General features: G+C 70.2%; 14 protein-coding genes. 7 read left to right on the plus strand and 7 right to left on the minus strand.

Annotated features, from left to right (window positions below; translation table 11 throughout):
* The first annotated feature begins 39 nt into the window (after positions 1–39).
* The 3 genes from ACFYP5_RS05260 to tyrS are packed head-to-tail and all read left to right on the plus strand — an operon-like array spanning position 40 to position 4266.
* Positions 40–1563 (plus strand): TldD/PmbA family protein, encoded by a 1524-nt coding sequence (locus ACFYP5_RS05260; RefSeq protein WP_389030857.1) that lies wholly within the window; start codon positions 40–42, stop codon positions 1561–1563.
* Positions 1560–2954, plus strand: a complete 1395-nt coding sequence (locus ACFYP5_RS05265) for a metallopeptidase TldD-related protein (RefSeq protein ID WP_389030859.1) — start codon at positions 1560–1562, stop codon at positions 2952–2954. Before ACFYP5_RS05260 ends, ACFYP5_RS05265 begins: the two co-directional genes overlap by 4 nt.
* 43 nt (positions 2955–2997) lie before the next feature.
* Positions 2998–4266, plus strand: a complete 1269-nt coding sequence (gene tyrS, locus ACFYP5_RS05270) for a tyrosine--tRNA ligase (protein ID WP_389030862.1) — start codon at positions 2998–3000, stop codon at positions 4264–4266.
* A gap of 87 nt (positions 4267–4353) precedes the next feature.
* On the opposite strand, the gene ACFYP5_RS05275 is transcribed toward tyrS, so the two are convergent.
* Positions 4354–4632, minus strand: coding sequence for a GlsB/YeaQ/YmgE family stress response membrane protein (locus ACFYP5_RS05275; RefSeq protein ID WP_389030865.1), 279 nt, complete (start codon positions 4630–4632; stop codon positions 4354–4356).
* A 202-nt stretch (positions 4633–4834) separates the two neighbouring features.
* Here ACFYP5_RS05275 and ACFYP5_RS05280 point away from each other — a divergent pair, with 202 nt between their 5' ends.
* Both ACFYP5_RS05280 and ACFYP5_RS05285 read left to right on the plus strand, forming a co-directional pair.
* Positions 4835–5197 carry a DUF3099 domain-containing protein gene (locus ACFYP5_RS05280; RefSeq protein ID WP_389032898.1) on the plus strand — a complete coding sequence of 121 codons (363 nt, stop codon included), beginning with the start codon at positions 4835–4837 and terminating at the stop codon, positions 5195–5197.
* 210 nt (positions 5198–5407) lie between these two features.
* Positions 5408–5674 carry a hypothetical protein gene (locus ACFYP5_RS05285; RefSeq protein ID WP_389030868.1) on the plus strand — a complete coding sequence of 89 codons (267 nt, stop codon included), beginning with the start codon at positions 5408–5410 and terminating at the stop codon, positions 5672–5674.
* Here ACFYP5_RS05285 and moaA read toward each other — a convergent pair.
* The 3 genes from moaA to ACFYP5_RS05300 all read right to left on the minus strand — a co-directional run bounded on the left by moaA (position 5671) and on the right by ACFYP5_RS05300 (position 8849).
* Positions 5671–6660, minus strand: coding sequence for a GTP 3',8-cyclase MoaA (moaA, locus tag ACFYP5_RS05290; protein WP_389030871.1), 990 nt, complete (start codon positions 6658–6660; stop codon positions 5671–5673). The two genes, ACFYP5_RS05285 and moaA, sit on opposite strands and share 4 nt — an antisense overlap.
* 186 nt (positions 6661–6846) lie before the next feature.
* Positions 6847–8487, minus strand: a complete 1641-nt coding sequence (locus ACFYP5_RS05295; RefSeq protein ID WP_389030874.1) for a cation acetate symporter — start codon at positions 8485–8487, stop codon at positions 6847–6849.
* Positions 8484–8849 (minus strand): DUF485 domain-containing protein, encoded by a 366-nt coding sequence (locus ACFYP5_RS05300; RefSeq protein ID WP_389030877.1) that lies wholly within the window; start codon positions 8847–8849, stop codon positions 8484–8486. The genes ACFYP5_RS05295 and ACFYP5_RS05300 overlap by 4 nt, the downstream gene beginning before the upstream one ends.
* Positions 8850–9137: 288 nt before the next feature.
* Between ACFYP5_RS05300 and ACFYP5_RS05305 the strand changes: the two genes are divergently transcribed.
* Together ACFYP5_RS05305 and ACFYP5_RS05310 are read left to right on the plus strand one after the other, a co-directional pair.
* Positions 9138–10673, plus strand: coding sequence for a S8 family serine peptidase (locus tag ACFYP5_RS05305; protein ID WP_389030880.1), 1536 nt, complete (start codon positions 9138–9140; stop codon positions 10671–10673).
* An 87-nt stretch (positions 10674–10760) separates the two neighbouring features.
* Complete coding sequence (locus tag ACFYP5_RS05310; RefSeq protein WP_389030883.1) at positions 10761–12194, plus strand: CoA transferase; 1434 nt, start codon at positions 10761–10763, stop codon at positions 12192–12194.
* On the opposite strand, the gene ACFYP5_RS05315 is transcribed toward ACFYP5_RS05310, so the two are convergent.
* From ACFYP5_RS05315 to ACFYP5_RS05325, 3 genes are read right to left on the minus strand one after another with little or no spacing between them, the layout of a single operon-like run.
* The gene (locus ACFYP5_RS05315; protein WP_389030886.1) at positions 12184–13227 is read right to left on the minus strand and encodes a zinc-dependent alcohol dehydrogenase family protein; all 1044 of its coding nucleotides are present in this window, start codon (positions 13225–13227) and stop codon (positions 12184–12186) included. The two genes, ACFYP5_RS05310 and ACFYP5_RS05315, sit on opposite strands and share 11 nt — an antisense overlap.
* 21 nt (positions 13228–13248) lie before the next feature.
* The gene (locus ACFYP5_RS05320) at positions 13249–13938 is read right to left on the minus strand and encodes a lysoplasmalogenase (protein ID WP_389030888.1); all 690 of its coding nucleotides are present in this window, start codon (positions 13936–13938) and stop codon (positions 13249–13251) included.
* Entirely contained in the window at positions 13935–14840 is a 906-nt protein-coding gene (locus ACFYP5_RS05325) for a sterol desaturase family protein (RefSeq protein ID WP_389030891.1), read from the minus strand. The genes ACFYP5_RS05320 and ACFYP5_RS05325 overlap by 4 nt, the downstream gene beginning before the upstream one ends.
* Between the last annotated feature and the right edge of the window lie 33 nt (positions 14841–14873).

The following is a 14873-nucleotide window of genomic DNA, read 5'->3' on the forward strand; positions in this document are numbered from 1 at the left end:
CGGAGACACATCGCACAGGTCGAGAAGGGGAAAGCCGACGTGCCCCATGAGGTAGATCAGTCATTCCTGGCCCTGCCGCTACGGGCCCTCGCCGACGCGGCGCTCGCCCGGGCCCGGGCGCTGGGCGCCGTCCATGCGGACTTCCGCTTCGAGCGGGTGCGCAGTGCGTCCTGGCGGCTGCGGGACGCCCGGCCCGCCGGGACTTCGGACACCACCGATCTCGGGTACGCCGTGCGTGTGGTGCACGGCGGGGCATGGGGGTTCGCGTCCGGCGTGGATCTGACCATGGACGCGGCGGCGAAGGTCGCGTCCCAGGCGGTCGCCATGGCGAAGCTGTCGGCCAAGGTGATCGAGGCGGCCGGGTCCGACGAGCGGGTGGAACTGGCGGACGAGCCGGTACACGGCGAGCGGACCTGGGTGTCGGCGTACGACATCGACCCGTTCTCCGTGCCGGGCGAGGAGAAGGCGGGGCTGCTGGCCGAGTGGAGCAGCCGGCTCCTCGGCGCGGAGGGTGTCGCGCATGTGGACGCCTCGCTCATGACCGTCCATGAGAACAAGTTCTACGCGGACACGGCGGGCACCGTCACCACCCAGCAGCGGGTGCGGTTGCATCCGCAGTTCACCGCCGTCGCCGTGGACGGGACGACCGGTGAGTTCGACTCGATGCGGACCATCGCGCCGCCGGTGGGCCGCGGCTGGGAGTACCTCACGGGCACCGGCTGGGACTGGGACTCCGAGCTGGAGCGGATCCCGGGGCTGCTCGCCGAGAAGATGCGGGCGCCGAGCGTCGAGGCGGGGACGTACGACCTGGTCGTGGATCCGTCGAATCTCTGGCTGACGATCCATGAGTCGATCGGCCACGCCACCGAACTGGACCGGGCGCTGGGGTACGAGGCGGCGTACGCCGGAACCTCGTTCGCCACCTTCGACCAGCTGGGCAAGCTGGCGTACGGCTCGCCCGTGATGAATGTGACGGGCGACCGCACCGCCGAGCACGGGCTCGCGACCATCGGTTACGACGACGAGGGTGTCGAGGGCCAGTCCTGGGACCTGATCAAGGACGGCACGCTGGTCGGCTACCAGCTCGACCGGAGGATCGCCAAGCTGACGGGCCTCGGCCGCTCCAACGGGTGCGCGTACGCCGATTCGCCGGGCCATGTCCCCGTACAGCGGATGGCGAACGTGTCGCTGCAGCCGGATCCGGGCGGGCTGTCCACGGATGACCTGATCGGCGGGGTGGAGCGCGGCATCTATGTGGTCGGCGACCGGTCCTGGTCGATCGACATGCAGCGCTACAACTTCCAGTTCACCGGGCAACGGTTCTTCCGCATCGAGAACGGCAAGCTGGCCGGTCAGCTGCGCGATGTCGCATACCAGGCGACGACGACGGACTTCTGGGGCTCGATGGAGAAGGTCGGCGGCCCGCAGACGTACGTCCTGGGCGGCGCCTTCAACTGCGGCAAGGCCCAGCCGGGCCAGGTCGCGGCCGTCTCGCACGGCTGCCCCTCCGCCCTCTTCCGAGGCGTGAACATCCTCAACACGACGCAGGAGGCGGGCCGATGAGCCGCGTCAGCAAGCCGTACGAGATCGTCGAGCGTGCGCTCGAACTGTCCACCGCCGACGGCTGTGTGGTCATCGCCGACGAGGACTCCTCCGCCAATCTGCGCTGGGCGGGCAACGCGCTCACCACGAACGGGGTGACCCGGGGGCGGACCCTGACGGTCATCGCGACGGTCGACGGCGCCGACGGCGCGGCGTCCGGTGTGGTGTCCCGTTCCGCGGTCACCGCCGACGACCTGGAACCCCTGGTGCGGGCCGCCGAGGCCGCCGCGCGCGGGGCCGGGCCCGCCGAGGACGCGCAGCCGCTGGTCACCGGCGTGCCGTCGTCCCCCGAATTCACGGATGCCCCGGCCGAGACGAGTTCCGAGGTGTTCGCGGAGTTCGCCCCGGCACTCGGTGACGCCTTCGCCCGCGCCCGGGCCGGCGGCCGCGAGCTGTACGGCTTCGCGCACCACCAGCTGACCTCGACGTATCTGGGCACGTCGACGGGGCTGCGGCTGCGCCACGACCAGCCGAACGGGACGCTGGAACTGAACGCCAAGTCCCCCGACCGGTCGCGCTCCGCCTGGGCGGGCCGGGCAACCAGGGACTTCAAGGACGTCGACCCGGCCGAGCTGGACGCGGAGCTGGCGCAGCGGCTGGGCTGGGCGGAGCGCCGTATCGAGCTGCCCGCCGGGCGGTACCAGACGCTGCTGCCGCCGACCGCCGTGGCCGATCTGCTGATCTACCAGCTGTGGTCGTCGACGGCCCGGGACGCCGCCGAGGGCCGGACGGTCTTCTCCAAGCCGGGGGGTGGCACCCGGCTCGGCGAGACGCTGTCCGAGCTGCCGCTGACCCTGCGCAGCGACCCGAACGCGCCCGGGCTCGAGTCCGCCCCGTTCGTGATCGCCCACTCCTCCGGGGACGGCGCCTCCGTCTTCGACAACGGGCTGCCGCTGTCGTCGACCGACTGGATCCGGGACGGCCGGCTGGACCGTCTGACGACCACCCGTCACACGGCCGGACTGACCGGGCTGCCGGTGGCTCCGGCGATCGACAACCTGGTGCTCGACGGCGGTGGGGAGCGGTCGCTGGACGAGATGGTGGCGGCGACGACCGGCCGGGCCCTGCTGCTGACCTGCCTCTGGTACATCCGGGAGGTCGATCCGGCGACTCTGCTGCTGACCGGACTCACCCGGGACGGGGTGTACCTGGTGGAGGACGGCGAGGTGGTCGGCGAGGTCAACAACTTCCGGTTCAACGAGTCGCCGGTCGATCTTCTGTCACGGGCCGTCGAGGCGGGCCGTACCGAGAAGACGCTGCCGCGCGAGTGGGGCGACTGGTTCACCCGGGCCGCGATGCCGGCGCTCCGCATCCCGGACTTCAATATGAGCTCGGTCAGCCTGGGCGTATAACCTCGTACACGTCTATTGGCACAGCGAAGGAGACGCGAGACCCGTGACGGACATCGTCGACGAACTGCAGTGGCGTGGGCTGATCGCCCTCTCTACTGACGAGGACGCATTGCGCAAGGCGTTCGCGGACGGTCCTGTCACGTTCTATTGCGGCTTCGACCCGACCGCGCCCAGCCTGCACCTCGGCAACCTGGTACAGATCCTGACCATGCGCCGGATCCAGCTGGCGGGCAACCGCCCGCTGGGTCTGGTCGGCGGCGCCACGGGGCTGATCGGCGACCCGAAGCCGAACTCCGAGCGCACGCTGAACGCGCCGGAGGTCGTCGCGGGCTGGGTGGAGCGGCTGCGTGGGCAGATCGAGCGGTTCCTCGACTTCGAGGGCCCGTACGCCGCGACCATGGTCAACAACCTGGACTGGACGTCGGGCCTGTCGGCGATCGACTTCCTGCGTGACGTCGGCAAGTACTTCCGGGTCAACAAGATGATCGCGAAGGAGGCGGTCGCCCGGCGGCTGAACTCCGACGCGGGCATCAGCTACACCGAGTTCAGCTACCAGATCCTGCAGGGCATGGACTTCCTGGAGCTGAACCGGCGGTACGGCTGCACCCTGCAGACCGGTGGCAGCGACCAGTGGGGCAACCTCACCGCGGGCACCGACCTGATCCACCGGGTCGAGCCGGATTCCGACGTGCACGCGCTGGCCACCCCGCTGATCACCAAGGCGGACGGGACGAAGTTCGGCAAGACGGAGTCCGGCACGGTCTGGCTCGACCCCGAGCGGACCACGCCGTACGCCTTCTACCAGTTCTGGCTGAACGCGGACGACCGGGACGTCTCCAAGTTCCTGCGGATCTTCAGCTTCAAGTCCCGCGAGGAGATCGAGGAGCTGGAGAAGCTGACCGAGGAGCGGCCGCAGGCACGCGCCGCCCAGCGGGCGCTGGCGGAGGAGCTGACCACGCTCGTGCACGGCGCCGCCGAGTGCGCGGCGGTCGTCAATGCCTCGAAGGCGCTCTTCGGGCAGGGCGAGCTGGCCGAGCTCGACGAGCCGACGCTGCGCGCCGCGCTCTCCGAGGTGCCGCACGCCGAGGTCACCGAGCTGGGCCCGCTGGTGGACCTCCTGGTGGAGGTCGGTCTGGCGCCGAGCAAGTCGGGGGCCCGCCGTACGGTCAAGGAGGGCGGCGCCTACGTGAACAACGTCAAGGTCGTGGACGGCGAGGCCGCACCGGCCCGCGAGGAGCTGCTGCACGGGCGCTGGCTGGTGCTGCGCCGGGGCAAGAAGAACCTCGCGGCCATCGAGGTCACGGCCGGCTGACCGGCAGCGGACCGCACACGACGGCCGGGCACGCGACATGCGTGCCCGGCCGTCGCCGCGTCGGACGTCCTGCGGCCGCGCCTGCGCTCAGGCCTTCTGCTTCCTGGTACCGCGCATCGAGGTCCAGAGCATGTCGCCGACGCCGACGATGACCACGGCGCCGATCAGCTGGAGAAGATGGCGCGTCCAGTCGATGCCCCTGGTGTCGTTGACGCCGATCCACGTCGCGACGGCATTGCCGATGATGCTGCCGATGATGCCGAAAATGGTTGTCAGCCAGAGTGGGATCTGCTGCTTGCCCGGCAGGATCGCCTTCGCGATCAGGCCGAGGACCAGACCCACGATGATTGCCCACAGCCAACTCATGTCGCCTCCTGGTGCGGCGCGGTGTCGCGCATGTGCGCAAGTCTTGGCGTACAGGCCGTACGACGCATGTCGGACAGGTCCATACGTGCCATGAGTGTGCTGATGTGCACAAATACTGTGTGCCCCGGTCTCGATGCCTCCGGATGCCGGGCGTACCGTGGAACGGCTCGTGAAGAGCCAGGGGAAGGGTGACGGGAACGTGATGCGGAAGCAGAGTGGTGCGGAGGTCTTCCGGATCACGGGAGCCCGGCAGAGCCTCGCCGACGATGTCCGCGGCAGGCAGCGACGCTACGTGATCTCGATGTCCGTACGCACGGTTTCGGTGATCCTGGCCGCCGTGCTGTGGAACATCGAGAAGCCTGTGGCCATCGTGGCACTCGCGCTGGGTGCGCTACTCCCGTACGTCGCCGTGGTCATCGCCAACGCGGGCCGGGAGAACACTCCTTCGCTGCCCTCGACCTTCGTGCCGCCACCCGTCAGGCCGGCGCTCGAGGTCGCCCCGCCTGCCGGTCCGGCGGACTCCGACCGGGCCCGTAGCGCCCCGGATCCGCATGACCACAGTTGAGCTCACGGCACGCCGAATCCTCAAGAAGAGCTCAGATCAATCATGAAGTTCAGGTGCACCGCACCCCGGTCCGCGTGACATACTTCCTACGCGCTCCGCATCCCCCGTCGGAGCGACGGACCGACGCCGGGCAGCTCCCCCCGTGGCTGCTCGGCGTCGTTTTTCTCCCGGGCAGCAGGTCGGCCTCGCGGCTGGCCTAGGGTTGAGTCCGTGAACTTCCCGGACTCCCCCGAAAATGCCGCCGAGAGCGCTGCTTCCGCCGCACCGATCTGCTCCGCCAAGGGCTGCCGTGCGGCCGCCGTATGGGTGCTGGCCTGGAACAACCCGAAGCTGCACACCCCCGAGCGCCGTAAGACCTGGCTGGCCTGCGACGAGCACCGGGAACATCTCTCCTCGTTCCTGGGGGTGCGCGGTTTTCTGAAGGATGTCGTGACGCTGGCGGAGTGGGAGTCCTCGGCCGCCGGGGACGGCCATTAGCCGCCGATCGCCGACATCGGGCGGTCGGGCTGCAGGAAGGACGGGTCGTCCAGACCGGATCCGGCCTTCTTTCCCCACATCGCGAGCCGCCAGATCCGGGCGATCTCCTTGTCCGGGGCCCCGGAGCGCAGCGCGCCGCGCAGATCGGTCTCCTCGCGGGCGAACAGGCAGGTCCGGACCTGGCCGTCGGCAGTGAGCCGGGTGCGGTCGCAGGCCCGGCAGAACGGGCGGGTGACGGAGGCGATGACACCGACCCGGTGGGGTCCGCCGTCGACGAGCCAGCGCTCGGCGGGGGCTGACCCGCGCTCGCCGTCGCCCTCCGCGGTGAGCGAGAAGCGGGTGCGCAGGGAGCTGAGTATGTCGCCCGCCGTGATCATGCCGTCGCGCTTCCAGCCGTGCTGGGCGTCGAGCGGCATCTGCTCGATGAAGCGGAGCTCGTAACCGTGTTCCACGGCCCAGGCGAGCAGGTCAGGGGCTTCGTCGCCGTTGAGCCCGGGCATCAGGACGGTGTTGACCTTCACCGGGGTGAGGCCGGCGTCGCGGGCGGCTTCGAGGCCTGCCAGCACGTCGTGGTGACGGTCGCGGCGGGTGAGGGTCTTGAAGACGTCGGGGCTCAGGGTGTCCAGCGAGACGTTGACCCGGTCGAGTCCGGCGGCCTTGAGGGCTGCCGCCGTACGCTTGAGCCCGATGCCGTTGGTGGTCAGCGACATCTTCGGCCGGGGGGTCAGTGCCGCGCACTGTTCGACGATGGAGACGAGACCCGGGCGCAGCAGCGGCTCACCGCCGGTGAAGCGGACTTCGTCGATGCCCAGCTGGGTCACGGCGATACGGACGAGCCGGACGATCTCGTCGTCGCTGAGCAGGTCCGGCTTGGCCAGCCATTGCAGGCCTTCTTCGGGCATGCAGTACGTGCACCGCAGATTGCAGCGGTCGGTCAGCGAAACGCGCAGGTCGGTGGCGACCCGATCGTAGGTGTCGATGAGCATGGTGGGCCCCCTCCCCCGGTGCGTACCCGGTTGCGGATCTGACTCTCCCGAGACTACGCGACACCTGTGACAGGGGGGATGGCCCGTTTGACACGAGGGGCGACGCGGCCGCGTCGTAGGACTCTACGACGCGGCCGCGGGATCCGCGCGGTGCGTGACGCGAACTTCTGGGTCGATTCCTTCTCGTCAGTGGGCGCCGACACCGGTGAGGGACTTGACCTCCAGCTCGGCGTACTTGCCCTTGTCCGGCTCCTCCTTCGAGAGCAGGGAGCCGAGCCAGCCGAGCAGGAAGCCCAGCGGAATCGAGATCAGGCCCGGGTTCTCCAGCGGGAACCAGGCGAAGTCGGCGTCGGGGAACATCGACGTGGGCTTGGAGGAGACGACCGGCGAGAACAGCACCAGCAGGACGGACGAGGCCAGGCCGCCGTAGATCGACCAGAGGGCACCCTGGGTGGTGAACCGCTTCCAGAACAGGCTGTACAGGATGGTCGGCAGGTTCGCCGAGGCGGCGACCGCGAAGGCGAGGGCGACCAGTCCGGCCACATTCAGATCGCGGGCGAGGGCGCCGAGACCGATGGAGACGATGCCGATGGCGACGGTCGCCCACTTGGCCGCGCGGACCTCTTCCTTCTCGGTGGCCTTGCCCTTGCGGATGACGTTGGCGTAGATGTCGTGCGCGAACGACGACGAGGACGCCAGGGTCAGGCCGGCGACGACGGCGAGGATGGTGGCGAAGGCGACCGCGGAGATGACGGCGAGCAGGATGGCACCGCCGGTGGAGCCGGAACCGCCGCCGATCTCCAGGGCGGCCAGCGGGGCCGCCGTGTTGCCCGCCTTGTTCGAGGCGATGATGTCGCCGGGCTTGAGGATCGCCGCGGCGCCGAAGCCGAGCACGATCGTCATCAGGTAGAAGGCGCCGATGATGCCGATCGCCCAGTTCACCGACTTACGGGCGGCCTTGGCGGTGGGCACGGTGTAGAAGCGGATCAGGATGTGCGGGAGCCCTGCGGTACCGAGGACCAGGGCGATACCGAGCGAGATGAAGTCCAGCTTCGATGTGCTGGTGGCGCCGTACTTGAGTCCGGGCTCCAGGAACGCCTTGCCCTTGCCGCTGTTCTCCGCCGCACTGCCGAGCAGGTCGGAGATGTTGAAGTGGAACTTCAGCAGGATCAGGAAGGTGATGAGCACGGTGCCCGCAATGAGCAGGACGGCCTTGACCATCTGCACCCAGGTGGTGCCCTTCATTCCGCCGATGGTGACGTACACGATCATCAGCAGACCCACCAGGGCGACGATGGCGATCTTTCCGCCGTCGCTGGTGATGCCGAGCAGCAGCGAGACGAGCACACCGGCGCCTGCCATCTGCGCGAGCAGGTAGAAGATCGAGACGACGATGGTGGAGGCGCCTGCCGCGGTACGGACGGGGCGCTGGCGCATGCGGTACGCGAGGACGTCGCCCATCGTGTAGCGGCCCGAGTTCCGCAGCGGCTCCGCGACCAGCAGCAGGGCGACGAGCCAGGCGACGAGGAAGCCGATGGAGTACAGGAAGCCGTCGTAGCCGAAGAGCGCGATGGCGCCCGCGATGCCGAGGAACGACGCGGCGGACATGTAGTCGCCGGAGACCGCGAGGCCGTTCTGGAAGCCGGTGAACTGGCGGCCGCCCGCGTAGAAGTCGGAGGCGTCCTTGGTCTGCCGGCCTGCCCACACGGTGATGAACAGGGTCGCGACGACGAAGCAGGCGAAGAGTGTGATGATCAGCGGCCGGTGCTCGCTCGCGCCTTCTGCGGCGAGCTGGACGGTGGGGTAAGCGGCGTGGGCGGCGCTCATGCGTCGGCCTCCATACGGGACTTGATCGCGGCGGCCTTCGGGTCGAGCTTCGTGGCGGCGTGGCGGGAGTAGAGCCAGGCGATGAGGAACGTGGTGAGGAACTGGGCGAGACCGAAGACGAGCGCCACGTTGACGTTGCCGAACAGCTTCGTGCCCATGAAGCCGCCCGCGTAGTTCGACAGGAGCACGTAGAGCAGGTACCAGAGGACGAAGGCGATGGTCAGGGGGAAGGCGAACGACCGGTGCGCGCGGCGCAGTTCGCCGAACTCCGCGCCCTCCTGGACCTCGACGAACTCCTCGGTGGTGGGCTGGGCAGGGCCGGTGTCAGGACGGGCCTTGGGTGGCGATGCATCGGTAGCCACGGAATCTCCTCGCGATGCGGGTGCGGTGGTGGGGACGGTGGTTTTCACAGGAAGACCTCGATGTCGGGGGGCCGGTGGTGCGCCTCCCCTGACAACGGCACGGAGAGAACCGCGAAGTGGTTCACCGCGGTTTGCCTGTTCTTGAACTCATCCGATCGGATCCACCGTCGAACGGAGTTCCGTCAACTCATTGATGAGCCGGGATGATCAGCGATAGCTTCGCTCTTCATGTACGCGGCCGAACACACCCCGTGTCCGGTCGACTGGCACGGATGATGTGGAGACCCCATGGCTCATCTGGGATCCAGACGGACGCGCGCACTGGCGCTGCCTGTCGGACTGGCCCTCACGGCCTCGCTCGGCTTCCTGCCGGCGAGTGCCGCATCCGCCGCCCCGTCGGACGGACTGCCCGCGGCGGCGGTCTCGACGGACGGCCCCAAGCTGTCGTACGTCGTCAACACCCGTGGCGGTCACGGCACCGTCAAGCAGGTGAAGAAGGCGATAGCCCGGGCCGGTGGCACGGTGGTGATCGCCTACGAGCAGATCGGCGTCATCGTCGTCCACTCGCAGAACCCGGAGTTCGCGCAGTCGATCCGGCGGGTGAAGGGGGTCGACTCGGCGGGGGCGACCCGCACCAACCCCATCGTTCCGCAGGCCACCAAGGACATCGGGGTCGAGCAGTCGCTCTCCGCCGAGCAGGCGCGGGCGGCGGCCGCGGAGGCGACGGCGGACCAGGATCCGATGGAGCCGCTCCAGTGGGATCTGCCCGCCATCAAGGCGGACCAGGCGCACCGGGTGTCGCTGGGCAGCAAGAAGGTCACGGTCGCGGTCATCGACACAGGTGTCGACGACACGCACCCGGACCTGGCTCCGAACTTCGACCGCGGGGCATCGGCGAACTGTGTGAGCGGCGCGCCGGACACGGCGGACGGCGCCTGGCGCCCCCAGACCGGTGAGAGCGACCACGGCACGCATGTCGCGGGCACCATCGCCGCCGCGAAGAACGGCATCGGCGTGACCGGTGTCGCGCCGGGCGTCAAGGTGGCGGGCATCAAGGTGGCGACCTCGAGCGGGTTCTTCTACACCGAGGCCGTCGTCTGCGGCTTCGTCTGGGCCGCCGAGCACGGCGTCGATGTCACGAACAACAGCTATTACACCGACCCTTGGCTGTACAACTGCAAGAACGACCCCGACCAGGGCGCCCTGGTGGAAGCGGTCACCCGCGCCAGCCGGTACGCGGAGCACAAGGGCACGGTCAACGTCGCCGCGGCCGGCAACAGCAGCGAGGACCTGGCCGCCGACACGCTGGAGGACTCGACCAGCCCCAACGACACCACGCCGGTGACGCGGACGGTCGACCCTCGGGAGTGCCTCGACATCCCGACGATGCTGCCGGGTGTCGTCACGGTCTCCGCGACCGGCGCCAAGGGCCTGAAGGCCTCGTACTCCAACTACGGTGACGGGATCATCGATGTGGCCGCCCCGGGCGGCGACTCCACGATCTACCAGACGCCCGCTCCGCCGGCCACGAGCGGTCTGATCCTGTCGACGCTGCCGGGCGGCAAGTACGGCTACAAGGCCGGCACGTCGATGGCCTCCCCGCATGTCGCGGGTGTGGTGGCCCTGATCAAGTCGTCGCACCCGCACGCCTCGGCGGCCGCGGTGAAGGCGCTGCTGGTGAACGAGGCGGACGCCACCGCGTGCGGCGACCCGTACGACATCAACGGCGACGGCAAGATCGACGCCGTCTGCGAGGGCCCCAGGAACCACAACGGCTTCTACGGTGCCGGTGTGGTGGACGCGCTGGACGCGGTCCGCAGGTAGTCACCACGCGTATCGGGGAAGGGCCGGGGACGACTGTCCTCGGCCCTTCCCTCGCACTACGGTGGCACCGGGTGCCATAGTGCGGTCATGGCAGATGTGATCGACACGCGGAGCTCCGGGACGGAGCAGGCATGGGCCGCCCTCGGCGGCGATCCGGCACTTCTGGGCCGTATCGACGGCGGCGGACCGGCCGGGCTGCTGCCCGCGCGGCTGCCCGTCATGGAGCTGGCCCGTTCCACCGTCGCCGTCTGCGCGCTGGCCGCCGCCGAACTGGCCGCGCGCCGTGCAGGCAGCGCCGGCGCGCCGGTGGAGCGGGTCCGGGTCGACGACGGTGCGGTGGCCACCGCGTTCCTCAGCGAGCGCCATCTGCGGGTGGACGGGCGCGCGCCGATCAATTTCGCCCCGCTGTCCCGGTTCTGGCGGACGACCGACGGCTGGGTCCGCACCCACGCCAACTACCCGCACCACCGGGCCCGGTTGCTCGCCGCGCTCGGCCTGCCCGCCGATGCCGGAGTGGACGCGGTGGCCGCGGTGCTCGCCGAGCGACGGGCGGTGGAGACCGAGGAGACGGTGTACGCCGCGGGAGGTCTGGCCGTCGCCCTGCGTACCTCCGGGGAGTGGGCCGCGCACGAGCAGGGAGCCGCGATCGCCGCACGCCCGCTGCTGACGCTCGACCGGACCGAGGGGCCGGGACAGGTGGGTGCACGCCGCCTGCCCGCCGTGTCGGGTTCGCCGCTGCTGCCCGCCGCCGGACTCCGGGTTCTCGATCTGACCCGTGTCCTGGCCGGTCCGGTGGCCACCCGCACGCTGGCGCTGCTGGGCGCGGACGTCCTGCGGATCGATGCGCCCCAGCTGCCGGAGAGTCAGGACGCCCACAACGACACGGGGTTCGGCAAACGGTCGGTCTCGCTGGATCTGGGCGACCGGGCGGACCGGGCGACGTTCGACGAGTTGCTGGCCGCCGCCGATGTGCTGGTCACCGGATACCGGCCGGGCGCGCTGGAGACGTACGGCCTGACGCCGGAGGCGCTCGCCGCACGCCGTCCCGGTCTGGTCCTTGCTCAGGTGTCCGCGTGGGGGCGGTACGGACCGTGGCACGAACGGCGCGGCTTCGACAGTCTGGTGCAGGTGGCCACCGGGATCGCGGCCGTGGAGGGGGACGCCGGGACGCCGGGCGCACTGCCCGCGCAGGCCCTCGACCACGGCACCGGCTATCTGCTGGCGGCGGGCGTGCTGCGGGCGCTGACCGAGCAGCACGACGACGGCGGTTCGCGGCTGCTGCGGCTGGCACTCGGGCAGACGGCGCACTGGCTCTGCGGCGGGCTCACGCGCACCCAGGACTCGTACGGCCTCTCGGAGACGTACGACCCCGAGAAGTATCTCGGCTCCACGGACGGCGCCCTGGGCCGGCTGCGGTACGCCCTGCCGCCGGTCTCCTTCGCGGGCGGCCCGGCGGACTGGTCGCGTCCGCCGGGCCGGTTGGGCGCGGATGCACCGAAGTGGCTCACCACTACGGCTTGATGAGGACCTTCAGCGCCGTGCGCTCGTCCATGGCCTTGTAGCCGGCGGGAACCTCGTCGAGGCCGATGGTGAGGTCGAAGACGGGCGACGGGTCGATCGTGCCGGCCAGGACGTCGGGAAGCAGTTCCGGAATGTAGGTGCGAACGGGGGCGACGCCGCCGCGCAGCGCGATGTTCCGGTCGAACATGACGCCGAGGTCCAGGCCGGTGCCGCTGCCGTGCGGCACGCCGACGTAGCCGATCGAGCCGCCGTCGCGGGTGATCCCGACCGCCGTGCGCATCGACTGCTCGGTGCCTACGGCCTCGATCACGGCGTGGGCGCCCGCGCCGCCGGTCAGTTCCCGTACGGCGGCAACGGCTGCCTCGCCGCGCTCGGCGACGACGTCCGTGGCGCCGAAGGCGCGGGCGATGTCCGTGCGCACCTGGTGACGGCCGAGCGCGATGATCCGCTCGGCGCCGAGCCGCTTCGCGGCCATGACGCCGCACAGGCCGACCGCCCCGTCACCGACGACCGCGACCGTGGTGCCGGGCTTCACGCCCGCGCCGACGGCGGCGTGGTGCCCCGTGCCGAGCACGTCGGACAGCGCCAGGAGCGCCGTGAGCAGGCGGTCGTCGGACGCGGCGGCAGCGGGGAGCTTGACCAGCGTGCCGTCGGCGAACGGGACGCGCACGGCCTCGCCCTGCCCGCCGTCGGAGCCGACGGAGCCCCAGAAGCCGCCCTGCGGGCAGGACGTCGTCAGGCCCTCGGCGCAGTACTCGCAGGTGCCGTCGGACCAGACGAAGGGGGCGACGACGAGGTCACCGGGCGCGAAACCGCTGACCTCCGGTCCCGCCTCCTCGACGATCCCGATGAACTCGTGGCCGATGCGCTGGCCGGGCTGACGGGCGGCCTCACCGCGGTACGCCCACAGGTCGCTGCCGCAGATACAGGCCCGCAGGACCCGCAGCACCACATCGGTGGGCTGCTGGATCGTCGGGTCCGGCACCTCCTGGACACGGATGTCGTGAGGGGCGTGGATGACAGTGGCGCGCATGCGTGGGGGTCCTTGCTGATCTCAGATGCTGATACTCCGCTCACCGTACGCCCCAGGGGTGGCAGCGGCCCCTTCCGGGCCCGGTGTGAGCACCCCGACCGTCAGCAGGAACTGCGCCACGATGTACGTGAGCATGACCCAGAAGTCCGGCGCGGGCAGCTGCGGCCAGTCGGCGAAGCCGGTGGCGATGAGCGCGTCGGACAGCAGGAAGAGCGCCCCGCCGAGCGCGGCGTACCGGCCGCGGGTGCTGGACCGGTAGGCCATCGCGGTGAGCAGCAGGCTGTAGCCGGCCATCGGGATCCGCAGGTCCGCGGGGAGCCCGCCCCAGATGAGGGCGACGAAGCCGACGAGGACCGCGGCGTACCCCGCGCCGAGCAGCAGGGAGCTGCGGGCCCGCCCGAAGAGCCACAGATAGCAGACATGGCCCGCGGCGAAGGAACCCATGCCGATGAGGAAGGCGGCATCGGCGTCGGGCAGCAGGAACGTGTCGCCGCCCCAGCCGAAGAGCAGCGCGGCGACGAGCAGCCGGGGTCCGCGGCGGGCGGCGGCGTACCCGGCGAGCAGCGGCATCAGCAGCGGCTTGGCGACGAGGTGGGCGAGACGCACGTCGGCGAGGACGCCGACGAGATCGACGGCGGAGGCGACGAGAAACGCGATGAGCAGGGGGCGTACGAACCGTGCCCGGACGTCCGTGACGGCTCCGGCGTTCATCCGGTGCTCTCCGGGACGGGAACGGCGGTGGAGGCGGCGCCGGAGGCGGTGGCTGCCGAGGCGTCCGTCGACGCCGGCTGCCAGCCCGGCCCGCGGAAGATCCGGCCGGCCCGCTCGCCCCAGCTCTCCGCCGCCCGCACGTCCCGTGCGATCGCGGCGTACTCGTGCGTCGCGACGCGCAGCGGGTTGTAGGTGGCGATGTTCTTGGTGAGCCCGTAGACGGGCCTCTCCGTCTCTGCGGCGAAGGAGCCGAAGAGCCGGTCCCACAGGATCAGGATGCCGCCGAAGTTCCGGTCGAGGTAGCCGCCCTGGGAGGCGTGGTGCACCCGGTGGTGGGAGGGCGTGTTCAGTACGTACTCGAAGGGCCTGGGCAGCTTGTCGATCCGTTCGGTGTGCACCCAGAACTGGTAGACGAGATTGGCCGACGAGCAGAAGGCCAGCGCCGCCGGATGGACACCGCAGGCGATGAGCGGAACGTAGAACGGCCAGACGGTCAGCGAGGTCCAGGGCTGGCGCAGCGCGGTGGTGAGGTTGAACTTCCGGCTGGAGTGGTGGACCACATGGCAGGCCCAGAGGATCCGGATGACATGGTGGCCGCGGTGGGACCAGTAGTAGAAGAAATCCTGCGCGAGCAGCATCAGCAGGATCGTCCACCACAGGACGGGAACGCGGAGCGGGGTCAGCTCGTAGACCGCGGTGTAGATGGCCACGATGGGCACTTTCCACAGCAGATCGAAGACGAGACTGCCGAGCCCCATGGTGACGCTGGTGACGGCGTCCTTGGTCTCGTACCCGGCGGCGTCCTCGTCGGGGTGGATGCGGGCGCTGACCATTTCGACAACGGTGAGCAGGACGAAGGCCGGTATGGACCACAGCACGACATCGGGCAGGTTCGGCTCCATGCGAGCACCGTAGAGCGGCGGGTCGGCCGGGGA

Source organism: Streptomyces sp. NPDC005262, from assembly GCF_042872425.1.
Classification (GTDB): Bacteria; Actinomycetota; Actinomycetes; order Streptomycetales; family Streptomycetaceae; genus Streptomyces.

What these genes read in the sequence shown, in the direction of transcription:
- ACFYP5_RS05310 (WP_389030883.1), top strand. Translation starts at nt 10,761, where the DNA reads ATGGCAGATGTGATCGACACGCGGAGCTCCGGGACGGAGCAGGCATGG.
- ACFYP5_RS05275 (WP_389030865.1), bottom strand. Translation starts at nt 4,632, where the DNA reads ATGAGTTGGCTGTGGGCAATCATCGTGGGTCTGGTCCTCGGCCTGATC.
- ACFYP5_RS05265 (WP_389030859.1), top strand. Translation starts at nt 1,560, where the DNA reads ATGAGCCGCGTCAGCAAGCCGTACGAGATCGTCGAGCGTGCGCTCGAA.
- ACFYP5_RS05315 (WP_389030886.1), bottom strand. Translation starts at nt 13,227, where the DNA reads ATGCGCGCCACTGTCATCCACGCCCCTCACGACATCCGTGTCCAGGAG.
- ACFYP5_RS05320 (WP_389030888.1), bottom strand. Translation starts at nt 13,938, where the DNA reads ATGAACGCCGGAGCCGTCACGGACGTCCGGGCACGGTTCGTACGCCCC.
- ACFYP5_RS05280 (WP_389032898.1), top strand. Translation starts at nt 4,835, where the DNA reads ATGCGGAAGCAGAGTGGTGCGGAGGTCTTCCGGATCACGGGAGCCCGG.
- ACFYP5_RS05295 (WP_389030874.1), bottom strand. Translation starts at nt 8,487, where the DNA reads ATGAGCGCCGCCCACGCCGCTTACCCCACCGTCCAGCTCGCCGCAGAA.
- ACFYP5_RS05305 (WP_389030880.1), top strand. Translation starts at nt 9,138, where the DNA reads ATGGCTCATCTGGGATCCAGACGGACGCGCGCACTGGCGCTGCCTGTC.
- moaA (WP_389030871.1), bottom strand. Translation starts at nt 6,660, where the DNA reads ATGCTCATCGACACCTACGATCGGGTCGCCACCGACCTGCGCGTTTCG.
- ACFYP5_RS05325 (WP_389030891.1), bottom strand. Translation starts at nt 14,840, where the DNA reads ATGGAGCCGAACCTGCCCGATGTCGTGCTGTGGTCCATACCGGCCTTC.